Below are 15,364 nucleotides of genomic sequence, written 5' to 3'. Positions count from 1 at the left end.
TTCGGCGGTATGCACGAGCTCAAATACGAAATTAATCCACTAAGGCTGGACATCCTGTAATGTTGCTCCGGCACCGTCAAGAGCCGATGTCGAAGGATGGTGGGCGCGCCCAGACTCCTGCAACAACGACGAAGGCGACGTCGCTAACCGCGCGGCGACGCGGCCGAGGTTGCCTCGATCATTGCCAACATCTGGTCGAGCCGCGCGTCCCAGGAATTGGCCTGTAGCAGCGGGTCGTCGATCGGTAGCGGCTGCGGCCCGCGGCCATCGAGAGCTGCGGAAATCGCCTGCGCAAACGTTGCTGTATCGGCGCCGATGCCGTGAACCGCGGCAAGGTCGCGCAACGCCGGCAGCGGGGTGGCGACGACTGGAAGTCCGGCTGCGAGGTATTCGAAGAACTTCATCGGAAACATCGCGCGGGTGTAGTCGTTGATCAGCTGCGGCAGCAGGCCGACATCGAAGCCGGCAAGATAACGCGGCAGGTCTTGATAGGATCGCCAGCCGAGAAAATGCACGTTCGACAGCTGCGCCATGCGCGTCACGACGTCGCTGTGCTGGCCCTCGCGTTCGTCGCCGATGAAGACGAAATGCCAATCGGGATGGGCCACGGCCAGCGTCTGCAACAGTTCCAGATCGATCTTGAAGTCGGAGATCACCCCGACATAGCCGAGCCTGGGCCGCGGAATCGCGGCGAGTTCCGGCGGCAGATCGATGTTGCCGCGCGCGGTGGCGAAATGGTCGATATCGGCGACATTGCCGAAGTAACGGGCGCGCTCGCCGGCGATGGCGGCGCAGCGCTGCTGCAGATGCCCGCTGGTGGTGAAGGCCAGATCGACGCGCCGCAACAGCCGCTGTTCGGCGGCGTCGTAGGCGGCGCGGTCGACGCCCGGCACCGCGCCGATATCGTCGACGCAATGATAGACCATGGCCGAGGGATCGAGCGCCTCGGCCGCCTCCAGCATGTAGGGGTGATAGGTCCAGATCAGCGGCCGGCCGATGCGGTGTTTGCGCAGCCAGCCGCCGATCCGCGCCCGCAACTGCCAGCGGTTGAATGCGGCGATCGGCGCATAGCGCTGACCGAGCGGCACGGTGAGCGGCGACAGCACCCACAGATTGTCGCGCACTTCCGCGATCGGCTTCAGACCGCGCCGCAGCCGCGCCCAGATCCGCCCGACGTCCATGCTGTTGAGGCCGGGGCGGCGCAGCCCCACGGTTTCGACATAGAGCACGCGATGGCCGCGCGCGGCGAGATGCGCAGCGGTGTGCTGCTTGTTGGTCCAGTACTGCGACGCCCAATCGGCCGTCGAGAACATCACGACGTCGGCGCGCCGTGTCGTCATGACGCGCTCGCCAGGATGTCGGCGATCCGTTCGCTGGCGCGGCCATCGCCATAGGGATTGGCGATCACCGCCGCGCCGCGATCGCCGGCTTGCGCCAGCAAGGCGCCGGCGCGGTCGACGATCAGCTCCTCGTCGGCGCCGACCAGCTGCGCGACGCCGGCGGCGACGCCCTCCGGCCGTTCGGTCTTCCAGCGCAGCACCAGGATCGGCACGCCGAAGCTCGGCGCCTCCTCTTGAATGCCGCCGGAATCCGACAGCACCAGCACCGCGCGCGACAGCAGATAGACCAGCGACGGGTAGCTCACCGGCTCCAGCAGCGCGATGTTCGGCGTGTCGCCGAGCAGCGGCATCACCTGGGCGCGGACGTTGGGGTTGAGGTGCACCGGAAAGACGATGCGATGATCGGGGTGGCCGAGCGCGATGCGCTTCAGCGCGCGGCAGATCGCCGCGAGATCGTCGCCGAAGCTCTCGCGACGATGGCAGGTCACCAGGATCAGCGGTTGCCCATCGGTGCCGAAGCCGCGGATCGCGGCCGGCACAAGGGCGAGGCCGTCCGGCGTCTCGAGCCGGCCGCGCAGCGCCAGCAAGGCATCGACGATGGTGTTGCCGGTGACATGGATCGTGGCCTGGGCGATCGCCTCGGCGCGCAGCGCGTCCGCGGCGCCTTGCGTCGGCGCAAAATGCAGATCGGCGATCGCGCTGATCAGCCGGCGGTTGATCTCTTCCGGAAACGGATTGTGCCGGTCGTGCGAGCGCAGCCCGGCCTCGACATGCGCGACGGGCACCCGGGCATAATAGCCGGCCAACGCGGCGGCGAACGCCGTGGTGGTGTCGCCCTGGACGATGACGCGATCCGGCCGCTCCGCAGCAAGCGTCGCGGTCAGCCGTGAAATCAGCAGCGCGGTCAGATCCGGCAGGGTCTGGTCGGGGCGCATGACGTCGAGGTTGATCTGCGGCTGAATGCCGAACGTCTCCAGCGTCTGCAGCAACATTTCGCGATGCTGCCCGGAGGAGCAGACCACGGTGTCGAACTGACGCGGGCGGGCTTGCAGCGCCGCGATCACCGGCGCGAGCTTGATGGCCTCGGGCCGCGTACCGAACACCACCATGATCTTCTTGGTGTTAGTCATCGCGCCGCTACGACCCGGCCGCGAAAGCCGATCGACAACGGTAAGCCGGCAGCTTCCGTCGCGCTGACCCGATAGCTGTCCGATGCCTCGTCGAAGGCAATCTCCGCGGCTGCCTTGCCCTTGATGAAATCAAGCGCGGTGTCTTCGTTGACGAACAACAGCGGTCCGTCGCCGGCATTCTGCTCGATGTAGTCGAGGAAGTCGCCATGCGCCGCGACCCGCGCCGGTTCGCTGGCCCAGCCATAGGCGTAGCGTTCGGAGAACGGATGATCGAGGTAGCCGAAGAACTGCCCGCCGTCGCGGGCCAGGGAAAACGCGGTCTTGAACATCCGCAGCGGGTCGCCCTCGCTCAGCATGCAATCGCCGTGCAGCATGCAGCCCTGGGTGTGCGAAATGATCTGCTCGGGGCTGAACGGCGGCTGCCCGGCGCGCGCCATCATGTATTCCGGATCGTTGGCGATGATGCCGCCGACGAAGCCGTCATAGCCGGCGCGGGCCAGCGCGGCCGGCACATAGGTCGGGTTCTGGTGAAACGGCGACACCGCATAGCGCACCGTCAGGCCATCGATGCGGCTCTCGAGATAGGACTTGGAGTCGCGCGCCTCGCGCTCGGCGGCTTCCGCCGAGCCGCCCCAATTCGGCGCATGGCTCACCGAATGCGACAGGATCGAGCCGCCGGCGGCGCGCAGATCCCCGATCAGCGCGAGATGCGCCGGGTTGCACGGCTGGTCGGTCTTGATGGCGAGCGACAGCGGCCGGCCGCGGTCGCGGTACAGCTCCAGCAACGGCCGGGCCGAGGCGATGTCCTCGTCGCAGTCGAGCCGCATCGTCACCGCGGCGCCGTAGCCGTGCGGAATGTCGCGCAGGAACGGCCGGCAGCTCAGCTCTGCCGCGCGGTAATCGGCAATGAAGCGCTCGACTACGGCCCAATCCGGCCCGTCGATCGGGCCGACCGGACGGGCGAACCACAGCACCGCGCCTGCAGGCCAATCGCGCAGCGTCACCGCGGCGCCGGGCGAGGCGAAGTCGTCCAGCGTAAGCTCGGCGATCACCTGGTCGCAATGGCTCGCGAGCTGGCCGATCGACCAGCGGTCTGGCCCGATGCCGATCCGGCCGTAACCGAGATTGTTCCATTCGTTGGTGAAATCGAATCGGCAAAGCCGGCGGTCGTGCAGCGGGGAGGCCGCGCCAAGCCCGGTCCGGGCATAGCGCAGCGCCGCGCGGCTCTGCGCGGTGGCGTAACTCGGCGCTGGCGCGCTGACGGCCGCGGCGGCGAGATCGGGGGAAGCCTCGGCGACGGTGACGCCGGCCAGTGCGGCGAGCCGCGGCCCGAGCTTTCCAAGCAGGAGGAGTTTGCCGCCCTGGCTGACGACGCGCTGCAAGTCCGTCGCCAGCGCTTCGTCCGGCGCGAGCGCAATCACCACGGGGGCCTTCGCGGTGATCGCGTCGGTGCAATCGATCAACCGGACCTGGCCTCGGGTAAATGAGCGTTCGAAAGCGCGCTGCACGAGTTCGGTCGTGACCGCGTCACGGCTGTCGGCGAGGAGATAGATCATGGCCGATTAGTTGCTCTTGGAAGACGATACGAGGTGGCGGAATTTCGAGCGCCAGCCTTGCAGATGCAGCGCCGTGGACTCGATGAACTCGATGTCGATGTTGTCGCCCCACCAGCCCTTCAGCCGCTCGCTGAAGGCCTGCTGATCGACGCCCGGCTCCGGCACCACGCGGAACAGCGGACGGCCGTCGCGGATTTCGATCTGGAATTCCTTCACCGCGCCGATGCGGTCGAGCACGTCCTGGATGTAGTGGGTCGGCAGCCGGCGGCCGGCGATCTCGATGACGTCGTGGATGCGCCCGACCATGCCGTCGATTACGAAGCCGGAGGGCGTCTCGCGTAGCGCGGCGATATCGCCGCTGCGATAGCGGATCAGCGGCATCATCCGGTTTTTCAGCGCCGTGAATACCAACTCGCCATTGCTGGCGCCGTCGGCCTCCGGCACATCGACGCCGCCCTCGGCCGCAATGATCTCCGGCCAGGCCAGCGGATCGAACACCTGCATTTGCGGTCGCTGCGGGTCGGTCTGATAGGCGACGACGCCGATTTCAGCGAGGCCGTAACGATCGATCACCTCGCAGCCGAACACCCGGGCAATCGCCGCGCGTTGCCTGCTCTCCAGCAGCTCACCGGAGGATTCGAACACGTTGAAGGCTTTCGCCTTGCCGTATTTCTGTTCGACGTGCAGCGCCAGTTGGTACAGCGTCGAGGGATGACCGTGCACCAGATGCGGCCGGATCGATCTGATCTGCTGCCAGATCTCGTCGAGTTCATCCGGCTCGAAGGTGGCGAAGAAAATGTTGTAGCGGTTGTTCGACAGGCACTTGACCTGTTCGCGCATCCGCGCCTTCCAGGGAAACTCTTCCGGAAACTTGCTGGCGAAATGCAGCTCCGAGCGCATCGGCCCGGCACCGATCAGGCCGCGCGCATAGCGCGTGACCGCCGAGGACCAATCGGCGGCGTCCTGATCGTAATAGATGACGGCGGACGGCCCGGTGGAACCGCCGGTCTTGGCGGCATGCTTGCGGAAGGCCGCGTGATCGTCGCGCAACAGCCGTTCGCCTTCGGCACGTATGATGTCCTTGGTCAGGAACGGAATGTCGTCGAGGAATTTCGGATCGCGGGCGAGCGCCTCGGGATCGAAATGGATGCGTGCGAACAGCTCGCGATAATACGGCACGTGGGCGGCGGCGAAGCGCACGGTGTCTACGGTTTCGGCCCAGGAGCGGGCGCGGCGCGCCGCGAACGGCTGTTCCATTTCGGCGGCGAACTGGCGCTGCTTGCCGCGCATGTCGCGGCCTTCCAGGCGTTCGGCGATCGGAAACAAAATCAGCGAGCCTGTGAAGCCGCGAACGCCGTTGATGATGGCCTGATGCAGCATTCCGAGAGACCTCGCTGTTCGGGTGGGCCGAGTGATAGCCCTAGCGGCCGGTCGGTGCAACCAAGGCGGACGCGCCTCGTTGCATGCTACCGGCCCGAACGCCGTTGCCGGGCCGCGGCATAGACCTCGACCAGATGGCGGGTCACCTCGGGCCAGCTGAAGCGCGAAGCGACATGGCTCTGCAGCGCCGTGTCGCGTCCCTGCGCCAGCGCCCGGTCGATGCCGCGGCGGATGTCGCCGGGATCGCGATGATCGACATATTGCGCAAAGCCGGCGAAATAATCCCGGGTCGAGCCTTCGGAGGTGACCACCAGCGGCGCGCCCATCGCGGCCGCCTCCAGCGCCGCCAGCCCAGGGGTTTCCAGCGTCGAGGGAAGCACGAACGCCGCGCAGGCGGCGAACGCCGAGGCGAGCCGCGGCTCGTCGTGGTCCAGCGCGCCGAGATAATGCACCTGGCTGCCGCCTTCGGCGAGCACCTCGGCGGCGTAGGCTGGGTCGCGCTGATGGCCCATCAGGACCAGCGGCAGCGGATGACCGGCCATGGCGCGAACCAGGCCGAGCTGGTTCTTGCGCGGCTCGATGTTGCCGACGTTGAGTACGAACGGTCCTTCGATGCCGAAGGCGTTGCGGAACAGCGCGGGGTCCTGCGGTTGCAGAAAACGGTTGTCGAACCCGTTCATCACCGCCATGAAGCGCTCGCGCGGCAGGCCCAGCAACTTTGCCAACTGATCGGATTCGGTGTCGGAATTGGTGACGATGACGTCGGCGAGCGCCAATTGCGCCCGGATTTCGTCGATCGGATAGAGATGCATGGTATCCGCGGTGATCCACAGCGACGACGAGATCACCAGCGGCAGGCCGCGCTGGCGGGCATAATTGCAGAAATGGATCGAGCCGCCGATGCAGGAGAAAAAATGCATCAGATCGACGTCGCCGAGATTGGCGCGCCACGGATCGTGCAAGTGCACCGCGACGCCGTGCGCCGGCAGCTGCTCGGCGTATTTCCGCAGTTGAATCTCGCCGCCGCCCGGCGTCTCGAACGCCCACGGATAGGTGCTAAACAATACGCGCACGATGTAGGGTCCTGGCTTGGGTCACGGCGTTGAGGATGAGGTGTCCGTCGGCCTGGCGACGCAGCGCCGGCAGGCGCAGGCGCCGCGCCGCGCCGAGCTGCGCGCGCGTGGCCTCGTCGTCGAGTGCGGCGGCGAGCGCATTGGCGACCGCCTCGGCATCCGACGCGTCGACGACGAGCGCGGCATCGCCCGCGGTTTCGATCATGCCGGCTTCGGAATTGATCACCAGCGGCTTGTCGAACGACAGCGCGTCGAGCAGCGGCACGCCGAAGCCCTCGTGCCGGCTCATCGACGCGCAGACGCCGGCGTTGCGGTAGAGCGATTTCAGCGCGCCGTCGGATAGCCCGTGGAGGAATTCAATGCGCTGCGCGATCGACGGCGGCAGCGCCGCGATCCGGGCCGAGAGCACCGCGGCATAGGCTTGGTCGGGCGGGCCGCCGACGCAGACCAGGCGGACGCCGGCATCGTGCGCGGCCAGCGTCGCAAAGCCGTCGAGCAATTGCGTCACGCCCTTATGCGGCACCAGCCGCCCGACATAGAGAACGGTTCGCGCATCGGCATCGGCGTTCGAAGGCTGGTCGACAATGCCGTCCCAGCGGTCGGCACCGATCAGCGGCGGACAGGCGACGATCGCGGCCTCAGTGATGCGCCGCTGGTCCTGCGGCGGAAGGCCGTCGTGCAGCACCTGCGCGGTGGCACGCGAATTGGCCATCAGCACGTCGAAGCCCGCCGCGAGCGGGCGCTGCTGCAGCCCCTGACGGACCAGTCCCGCGGTACGCTCGTCGATGCCGGCGAAGAAGCGCTCCGGAGTGATGTTGTGGAAGTACAGAATCTTGGCGCAGGGAAGTGCCGCGATGGCCGGAAACGCCGGGTCTTCGGTCGAGAAATGCAAGATCACCAGATCGTCAGCGCCGATCGTGCCGATCGTCTCGGGCATTTTTGCGATCAGCGCCCGATCGTCTGGGTGGCAGTTCTCCGCGGCGAGGCTCGCGTCATAGCCTTGCGCGAGCAGCAAGGCGTGGATCTGCCGGCAGAAGTTTCCGACCGCGTCGAAGCGCTGGATGTCGCGGGCGATGATGTGGATGCGCATGGTCACAGCGATGAGTACAATCGCGTCGCGTCGGCCTTAAGATCGGCGATCATGCGTCCGATGCCCTGATCGAGTTCGACTGCCGGACGCCAGCCGAGTTCGGTGGTGGCCCTGCTGATGTCGAGCACGCTGGTCGGAACGTCGAACGCCCGTTCGGGTTTTTTTTCGATCGCGATCGGGCGACCGAGGTGTCGCTCGACCATGGCCACGATCTCCCTGACGCTGGCGCCTTTTCCGCTGCCAATATTGTAGGTCGGCAGAATATGCGGGCTCGTGGGCTTCGCATCGGCCACCGCCAGCAGGCCGGAGACCGCATCCGAGATGTGGATGAAATCGCGAACCACCGATCCATCCCCCCAGATCTCCACGGCTTCGCCGGCCAACGCCCGATAGGTAATCGTCGACGCGACACCTTGAGGCCGTCTCGGGTTCTGGCCGGGGCCGAACGGATTGGCGATCCGCGCGATCCGCGCGTCGATGCCGTGCAGGTCCCGATAGACGTTGAAATAAAGCTCCGCCGCGGCCTTCGACGCACCATAGGCGGTGATTGGCGCCAGCGCGTGGGTCTCCGGCACCGGCACGCATTGCAGCCGGCCATAGACCGTTCCACCCGATGAGGGGAATACGACGATACCGCCGCCGCGGCGCTTGATCGCTTCCAGAATTTGCAGCGTGACGCCGAGGTTGACGTGCAGATCGGTGGCCGGATCGGCGTTGGCGGTCTGCGGCACCGTCGTCCAAGCGTAGTGATGCACGGTCGTGGCGGTGCCGACGATGGCGTCGAAATCCCCGGGTCTGGCGGTCGACAGGTCGATCAGACGGCAAGGCGGTGCGGCATGCGGCTTGTCGGCCGGGTAGGGACTGATGTCGACCACGGTGACGGCATCGCCACGCTCGATCAGGGCACGCACGACATGCCGTCCCAGAAACCCGGAGCCGCCGATCACGACATGGGACGCCATGTCAGAAAGACCGGCCGATGGCCCGAAGGCGGGGTCCCGATATCGGACGTGAATCGCTTTGCTGAAGGATCGGCCCACAGCCCGGCACCCGGTTCGGTGGTCCAGAAGGAGTAAACAATGCCCGAACCTCCGATTAGCAGAACTTGACCTTGACGCTACGCCAGCTTGAGACCAAGGGCCATCACCATCGGCAGCTGATGAAGTCCACCAAGTGCAACAAAAAGCCTTTGGAAACAACCCCGACGGGGAGGTCGCCGCACGTCGGTGCCGCGTCGAGAGCCCAGTGCAGCGAGCGACCGAACGCTCCTGCGACCGGGCGTCACCTTTGCAAGCCGGGGCGGCGAATAAAGGCCAGGCCATCGTCGCGCATGCTGGAACGCACATAGGTTGTGGCGTATTCGAAGCCGGATTTCTGGACGGCGAACGGAACGATGCGCTCGAGCGCGTGCAAAATCGTGCCGTCGATCGGCAGCGGCTCGTGCGGGTAGTCATTCCAATCCAGGTTCAACTGAAACAACGGCTGCAACGCAGCGACACGCGCCCAGAACATCGTCCCGATCGGAAAATCGAAGTGTTCGGGAAGCGGGGCCTCGATCTTCATGCGCTGCGCCAGCCGTTCGGCCAGGTCGCGGTTCTCGTCCCATCCGTTCAGATAGGGATCCTCTGCAAAAACCAGCCCGAGCTTGGCATCCTCCGCGAATGCATCGGCGATAACGTCGATCATCGGAAACGCGTCGCCGATCAGATGCTGCCAGGCAAAATCCCGCCATTGGTCGCCGACCGTGGAGTCGACGTGCTTGCTTCGCTTGCCGTGAAAATGGCCGACGATGTCGTAGGAGCCGAGCTTGTCGGGCATTTCCTTGAGAAAGGGCCCGATATCGCGCCCGCGATTCGGCACCGACCAGACATCGGCATTTTGAATGCCGAAGGCCCGCAGCGACTTTCGGATCTGCGCGGCCTGCTCCGGGCCGCTGGTGGTCAAGAACAGATCGACCGAACTGGCATTCGCGGCGATCAACTTTAGGAAGCTCTCAAGCAGATCCGGGTAGTAAAAATGGCCGTGGATGGCGATCCGCGGCCGGGCTGCATTGCTTTCGCGGCGCGGTTCGGGGCGGATGACACGATGGGTCCAACGCCCTTCCGGTCGCCCATTGCGAAGAAAATGCGCCAGTGGATCGATGCCTTGGCGATCGACCTCGGGATTCTCGGCGGCGTAAATCAAAGGATGAAAGCCTTCGACCGGCCGGCGAATCAGCATTCCGGCCTTGCCCCGGTGCAGCGGCCGGCAAAGTCGCGACGCGTTGAGGTATTCGTTGACGGCCTGATCGGGCGTGAACTTTTCCGCGCAACTTCCGAAACGAAGGCTGGCGTTGAAGATCCCGGACTCTAGGATCGTCGCCTGGTCGAGCGCCATCTGCTCAATGTCGGCGGCACAGGTGCGTCCGAGTTGGTCGAGCTTGCGGGCATATTGGCCCATGTCGAAGGTGGCGTTGGCAACAGCCTGAATATCCTCGCCAAGTCGTGTCAACAGGCGGGCATCTGCCAGCAGGTCGCAAATCATGCGGCCGGCCGCCGAACTGTCGAGGTAGGGGACGACCAGTTCTTTGGCAGTGTCGCTGCACTCGAGCAACTCGGCGAAGCCGCTGGCGTTCTTGAAGCAGACCACTGGAATCTTCCTCAACGACGCGTCGATGGCAACGTTTGGAAGCGGGTCCAGCCGCGAACTGAGAAAAAACACATCGGCCTTGCTGTAGAACGGTTCAAGTTCATCGACCTCATCGACGAACAGAACGTGTTGCTCAAGGCCGCTTCGCTTGATCTGCTCTTGCAGAAAACCGAAATAACTGGCGTCGGACGGATGCAGATGGCCGATCCAGACGAATTTGAATTTTCGTGTCGCGCTGCGTTGGACCTGCGAGGCCGCTGCGATGAACGCATCGACGCCTTTTCGGTATTCGATTCGCCCAGTCCCGAGAATCACGGCGGTATCTTCAAGCGCCAGGTCCTCCAGTCGTTGCACGGAACTGCGACGCTCGGCGCCGCCGGTAGGGTGCTGAAAGCTGGGAACTTTCGACGGGCCTTGAGGCAGGATATCCAAATGTCGGGGCTTGAGACCTGGATAGTCCTGCACACTGGCGTCGGCGACAATCGGCGCCGGAAAGACGAGTTTCGACGCCGAAACGTACAGCGGGTTGAGAATCCCGATCGGTTGAAAGTAGCTGGAAAATTCGTGCACCAATGCGATCACCGGGACGCCTGCGGCCTCAAGCAGAATGGCCAGTTCGCGCGTCGCGACGCTGTTGGCGATGGCGTAGAGCGGCGAGTAGGTTTCGGTCAGCTTCTGAGCGAAGAGAGCGTCCTCGCCGGACCCATAGGGAAATTCGGCAGGGATGGTGACGAGTTCAGTCGCCGCCTCCCGGAGCGCCGGTTCGATCGGGCCGCCGCTTTTGAGCAGAACCACGACGTTATGTTGCTTGCGCAACTCGTTGATCAGATTCCATGCCAGAATCGGCGCTCCGGACCGTGACGCGTCGTGAACGGCCAGCAGGATGGTCGCGCGGCCGGGATCGATCTTTTCCGTCGGGCACGCGATGCTCGGGGTCATTGCGACGCCCTGTCGGCCCTCCGCTCTGCCGTACTGCAGATAGTGGTTGAGCAGTCCCCCTTGCCAGCCACCAAGATCGGGATATTGTTTCAAATAGTATTTGGGGTCGAATCTGGTCGACGGAGCAGCACCGAGTTGTTCCCCAAACTGGAGATAGTGATCGATTGGACGGATTCCGTTCTTTTTGGCTTCGCCGGAAAACGCGTAATAGCTCTCATCGAAGAACTCTTCGATGCTTGCAAACTGGTTACTCAACCCTTTACCCCTATCGATGTTCGCGGCGAGGTGACTCGCCTTCCATAGCGACTCAAGGAAATATTGGCAAAGAAAAACCCATTAGTATGGGATATCGTCAATTCGTTATGTGTGTGGTCTACGAGAGACACGGGATTCGGGCTTCAAGGAAACATGCAGTTCATTCGTGAACCACTCATTGCAGTGTCGATTGTGTGGGGATTGCTGGCGCGGCTTCGAGGATCTATCCGCCGGCGCTGGGAGGGCGCAGATCCCAACCGTTCGCTGAAGCGCCATGCCGTTTATGTGCATTTCCATCCCGAAGGGGTGGTGGCTGATTTTGTTGCGGCGCAACTCCGCGAGTTCTCGCGGCTTGGTTTTCGTATCACCTTCGTCTCGAATTCGCCGACGATCGACGACCAACTAATCACGATTCTCTCTCCGTTGTGCCGGGAGATCATTCTGCGAAGAAACACCGGATACGATTTTGGCGCCTACCGCGACGGCATCATGTCGATCCCGGATCTGCCGTCGACGCAATGTCTGGTTCTTGCCAATGACAGTGTCTACGGGCCGTTGTTTCCGCTGGATGAACTGTTGGGGCGATGCGACCCCGAGGTGTTCGACGTTTGGGGGGCGACCGACAGTGAGGAAATCGCCTACCATCTGCAATCTTATTTCCTGGTTTTCTACGGCCGGGCGATCAAGTCGAGGGCGTTCTGGCGTTTCTGGTTCTGGTTTCCAAATATCGACAGCCGAAAATTCGTCATCAAATGTGGCGAGATCGGGTTGACGCAGCGATTGGTCAAGGCGGGCCTGCGGGTCGGCGCAGTCTACAAATGTGTCGACGCCGAAATCCGCAAAGCAAGGAAGATTTCGTCGGTTGAGGCGCTTCCCCGGGATCCTCAGATCGAAGCGTTCTTGGCACTCATCGAAACGAGAAAGCCAACCATGTTCAACCCGACCCATTTCTTTTGGGAAGAGCTGGTGATTTATGAGAGATATCCGTTCCTTAAGCGCGATCTTATCAGGGAAAATTATTGGAAGGTGCCTTTCGGGCAGCCCTGGCATAAGGTAATCGTAGAGCATACCAGCTATGATGTCGCCATGATCGATAAGCATATCACCCATCAGAGGTGATTTTTGCTATTGGCGACTGAGGGCTGAAATTCGCCCAGGCAAACCGGCCTCGGGTGGCCGCTATGTTATAGTGCAGGAAGTCTTGACCGTTGAAGAGACGAAGCGAATTGTCGGTGTGGTCAGCCCAAAATTCAACCGAAAATGCGGCGGAATCGTTAGACAGCCTGTTGCTGCTGCCTTATCGGACCGTTGCATCCTTCGGCTATGATCTTCCCAATGGCTTGGTTGCGGCCTGGTTGTCCTGTGGTCCGGCGTTTCAACTCGAATACGATATCGAAAACGATGCCGGCGCCGACGACCTCGTGCATTGGTGGATGAAGGTCGGTCGTGCGCTTTTTCCCGGTATTCAGTTCGCGTTGGATCGGTGTCTCGCGACGGCGTTGCACTTGCAAGATCTGGGGAGGATGGTCGAAGCGCAGCAGCTCGGTCTGACCAAGCTTCTCAGCCTCATCCTTCGCCATCGAGAAGATCTCCGGAAGGCGTTCGACGTTTCGACGCCGGAGGGGATTGCCGGTGTCTGGTACTGGTGGATGACCGACGGACAGCGCGAACTGCTCGGCGCGCCGGACTGGCTGACAGTGGCGCAATTTGAGGCGCTGCACAGCTGCGATCTGCGGGCATTTCCCGAAAGCGGGCCGGTTCGCCCGACGCTGCTGGCGACCATGGTGTGGCAGCGCAATGAACTGCTGCAGGCGACGTTCGACCTGCACACCCCGGAGGGCATCGCGGAGAGCTGGCGGGTATTGCTCGACAGCGAGGCGTCGGTGCTGCGGCTTCCGGATGGCGGCATGCCGCGCATCGTCCACGGCATGCTGCCCGCCGCGGCTGACGCTGGCGGCGCGGATGACAGATTCGCCGCGATCTTCCCGGATTCGATGGCGATTTTCTACTCTGCGCGTCGCGACCTCCAGGTTAATTTTGACATCACCACGGGTCAGGGCGTCGGCGATTTTGTCTATTGGTGGCTGCTGTACGGTCGCGCCGACGCGCCTCAATATGCCGATGCGGTCGATAGCAAGCTGGCGACGGCGCTGCATTTGCGGCATCTGGCCGGGATGTCGGCGTCCGGCCGATTGGCACTGACGCCGTTGCTTGCGCTGATCCATGCACGCCGCGAAGAGTTGCAGCGGCTGTTTGACGTTTCGACGCCGGAGGGGATTGCCGGTGTTTGGTACTGGTGGATGACCGAAGGACAGCGGGAACTGCTGGGCGCGCCGGACTGGCTGACGACGGCGCAATTCGAGGCGCTGCACAGCTGCGATTTGCAGACGTCTCCCGGAAGCGCGCTGGTTCGCCCGACGCTGCTGGTTGCCTTGGTGTGGCAACGCAATGAGCAGCTGCGGTCGTCGTTCGACCTGGATACCCCGGAGGGCCTCGCCGAGGGCTGGCGTTATCTGATCGAGGTCGAAGCGCCGCTGCTGGGACTGCCGGATGGCGGCATGCCGCGCAATAAGCGCGACACGGCACAAATTGCCAAGACTTATGGGATCACGCCCGAACTCGCGCTCGATCGGGGCACCATTGCGCCTCTTCGCTCTCGCCTTGGCGCCGGTGCCGGCGATCGTGCGGCGGAGCCGGATGCGGCTGCGGCGTCTGCTGTCGCCCTGGTCGGCTATCCCAGGGGGGAATTCGGCTTGGGCGAAGATATTCGCCTCTTGCGCGCGGCGTTGCAGGCGGTGGGCGTCGCCCCCTCGGTGATCCGCGCGCCTTGGCAGATTGTCGCCCGCGAGGGCATCGATGAGCCGGCGATCGAGGCTGCCCTCGCGGAATTCCGGAGCGACGTGATGTTCTATGTCATGCCGGCCTTCGACACCGTGACCTTGATGAACACGGTCGGCAGCCGGGCATTTCAAGCCAAACGACGAATCGGATTCTGGCAATGGGAGCTTGACCGTTTCCCCCATGCCGCGAGCTTCGCCTTGAATCTCGTCGATGAAATCTGGTGTCACTCGGAGCATTCCGCGCGGGCCTTCAGATCCGCCACCGACAAGCCCGTCACCAAGGTGCCGTTGCCGATCAACGTGCCCGAGACCGGCGTCGCCAATCGCGCCGACTACGGACTCCCGGACAGTGCGTTGGTGATCTTCACCAGTTTCGACGGCGCGTCGTCGATCTCGCGAAAGAACCCGCTGGGCGCCATCGAAGCCTTTCAGCGCGCCTTTGATCCCTGCGAACGCAACGTTCGCTTGCTCGTCAAAGCGATGAATGTCGAGAAGGATGCGCTGTGGCGGGAATGTCTGCGGCGTCGGGCGAGCGACGACCGCATCGTCATCCTCGACGAAGTGATGGACCGCAACGCCTATTACGAATTGTTGCGGGCCTGCGACGTAGTGCTTTCGATGCATCGTGCCGAAGGATTCGGCCGTTTGATGGCTGAGGCGATGGCGCTGGGAATTCCCGCGATCGCGTCGGGCTATTCCGGCAATGTCGACTTCATGACCAAGGACAACAGCTGGCTGGTCGAGGGACGGCTGCTGCCGGTGCTGCGCGGCGATTACGCCTTCTATCAAGCGCAGCATTGGTTCGAGCCGGATGTCGATTCCGCGGCCGCCGCTTTGCGCGAGTGTTTCGAACAGCCGGAGCTGCGGCATAGCCGCGGCCAGGCCGGCCAACGCACGATCCTGGAAAACTACAGTCTCGAGGCGTGTGGCAGGGTTTATTCGGAGCTGCTTCGCTCTCGAATGAACCAAAACCGAACCAGTGAACTGTGAAGCTGAATTTTGGTGCACTTGCTTCGCAACTTGACGCCCAAGGCGCTGCTGGCTAACGGTTCTGCAGCAAGGATCAGCGCAACTGGGATTGTGTCGCAGGGCGCACGCCAGGGCTTGTCCGTGCTTTACCGTGAATGCTCACG

10 protein-coding genes are annotated in these 15,364 nt (G+C 63.6%); 2 read left to right on the top strand and 8 right to left on the bottom strand.

Annotation, left to right across the window (positions count from 1 at the left end):
• Positions 1-143: 143 nt before the first annotated feature.
• The 8 genes from RPC_RS21010 to RPC_RS20975 form a co-directional block, all read right to left on the bottom strand.
• Positions 144-1,340 carry a glycosyltransferase gene (locus tag RPC_RS21010; protein ID WP_011474609.1) on the bottom strand — a complete coding sequence of 399 codons (1,197 nt, stop codon included), beginning with the start codon at positions 1,338-1,340 and terminating at the stop codon, positions 144-146.
• The gene (gene wecB, locus RPC_RS21005; RefSeq protein ID WP_011474608.1) at positions 1,337-2,470 is read right to left on the bottom strand and encodes a non-hydrolyzing UDP-N-acetylglucosamine 2-epimerase; all 1,134 of its coding nucleotides are present in this window, start codon (positions 2,468-2,470) and stop codon (positions 1,337-1,339) included. Before wecB ends, RPC_RS21010 begins: the two co-directional genes overlap by 4 nt.
• The gene (locus RPC_RS21000; protein WP_011474607.1) at positions 2,467-4,026 is read right to left on the bottom strand and encodes a hypothetical protein; all 1,560 of its coding nucleotides are present in this window, start codon (positions 4,024-4,026) and stop codon (positions 2,467-2,469) included. Before RPC_RS21000 ends, wecB begins: the two co-directional genes overlap by 4 nt.
• Positions 4,027-4,032: 6 nt before the next feature.
• Positions 4,033-5,406 carry a phenylacetate--CoA ligase family protein gene (locus RPC_RS20995; protein WP_011474606.1) on the bottom strand — a complete coding sequence of 458 codons (1,374 nt, stop codon included), beginning with the start codon at positions 5,404-5,406 and terminating at the stop codon, positions 4,033-4,035.
• A gap of 86 nt (positions 5,407-5,492) precedes the next feature.
• Positions 5,493-6,479 (bottom strand): glycosyltransferase, encoded by a 987-nt coding sequence (locus tag RPC_RS20990; RefSeq protein WP_011474605.1) that lies wholly within the window; start codon positions 6,477-6,479, stop codon positions 5,493-5,495.
• Positions 6,463-7,569, bottom strand: a complete 1,107-nt coding sequence (locus RPC_RS20985) for a glycosyltransferase (RefSeq protein ID WP_011474604.1) — start codon at positions 7,567-7,569, stop codon at positions 6,463-6,465. Before RPC_RS20985 ends, RPC_RS20990 begins: the two co-directional genes overlap by 17 nt.
• Before the next feature lie 2 nt (positions 7,570-7,571).
• Positions 7,572-8,531 carry an NAD-dependent epimerase/dehydratase family protein gene (locus RPC_RS20980; protein ID WP_041802170.1) on the bottom strand — a complete coding sequence of 320 codons (960 nt, stop codon included), beginning with the start codon at positions 8,529-8,531 and terminating at the stop codon, positions 7,572-7,574.
• A 319-nt stretch (positions 8,532-8,850) separates the two neighbouring features.
• A complete protein-coding gene (locus tag RPC_RS20975) occupies positions 8,851-11,391 on the bottom strand; it encodes a rhamnan synthesis F family protein (RefSeq protein WP_011474602.1) in 2,541 nt (846 codons plus the stop codon).
• A 153-nt stretch (positions 11,392-11,544) separates the two neighbouring features.
• Between RPC_RS20975 and RPC_RS25180 the strand changes: the two genes are divergently transcribed.
• Both RPC_RS25180 and RPC_RS20965 read left to right on the top strand, forming a co-directional pair.
• The gene (locus RPC_RS25180; RefSeq protein WP_011474601.1) at positions 11,545-12,510 is read left to right on the top strand and encodes a rhamnan synthesis F family protein; all 966 of its coding nucleotides are present in this window, start codon (positions 11,545-11,547) and stop codon (positions 12,508-12,510) included.
• A 167-nt stretch (positions 12,511-12,677) separates the two neighbouring features.
• Complete coding sequence (locus tag RPC_RS20965) at positions 12,678-15,221, top strand: glycosyltransferase (RefSeq protein ID WP_041802168.1); 2,544 nt, start codon at positions 12,678-12,680, stop codon at positions 15,219-15,221.
• The last annotated feature ends 143 nt before the right edge of the window (positions 15,222-15,364 follow it).

This window comes from Rhodopseudomonas palustris BisB18 (genome assembly GCF_000013745.1).
Lineage (GTDB): Bacteria > Pseudomonadota > Alphaproteobacteria > Rhizobiales > Xanthobacteraceae > Rhodopseudomonas_A > Rhodopseudomonas_A palustris_F.
This window is presented reverse-complemented; position numbering and strand designations above follow the sequence as displayed.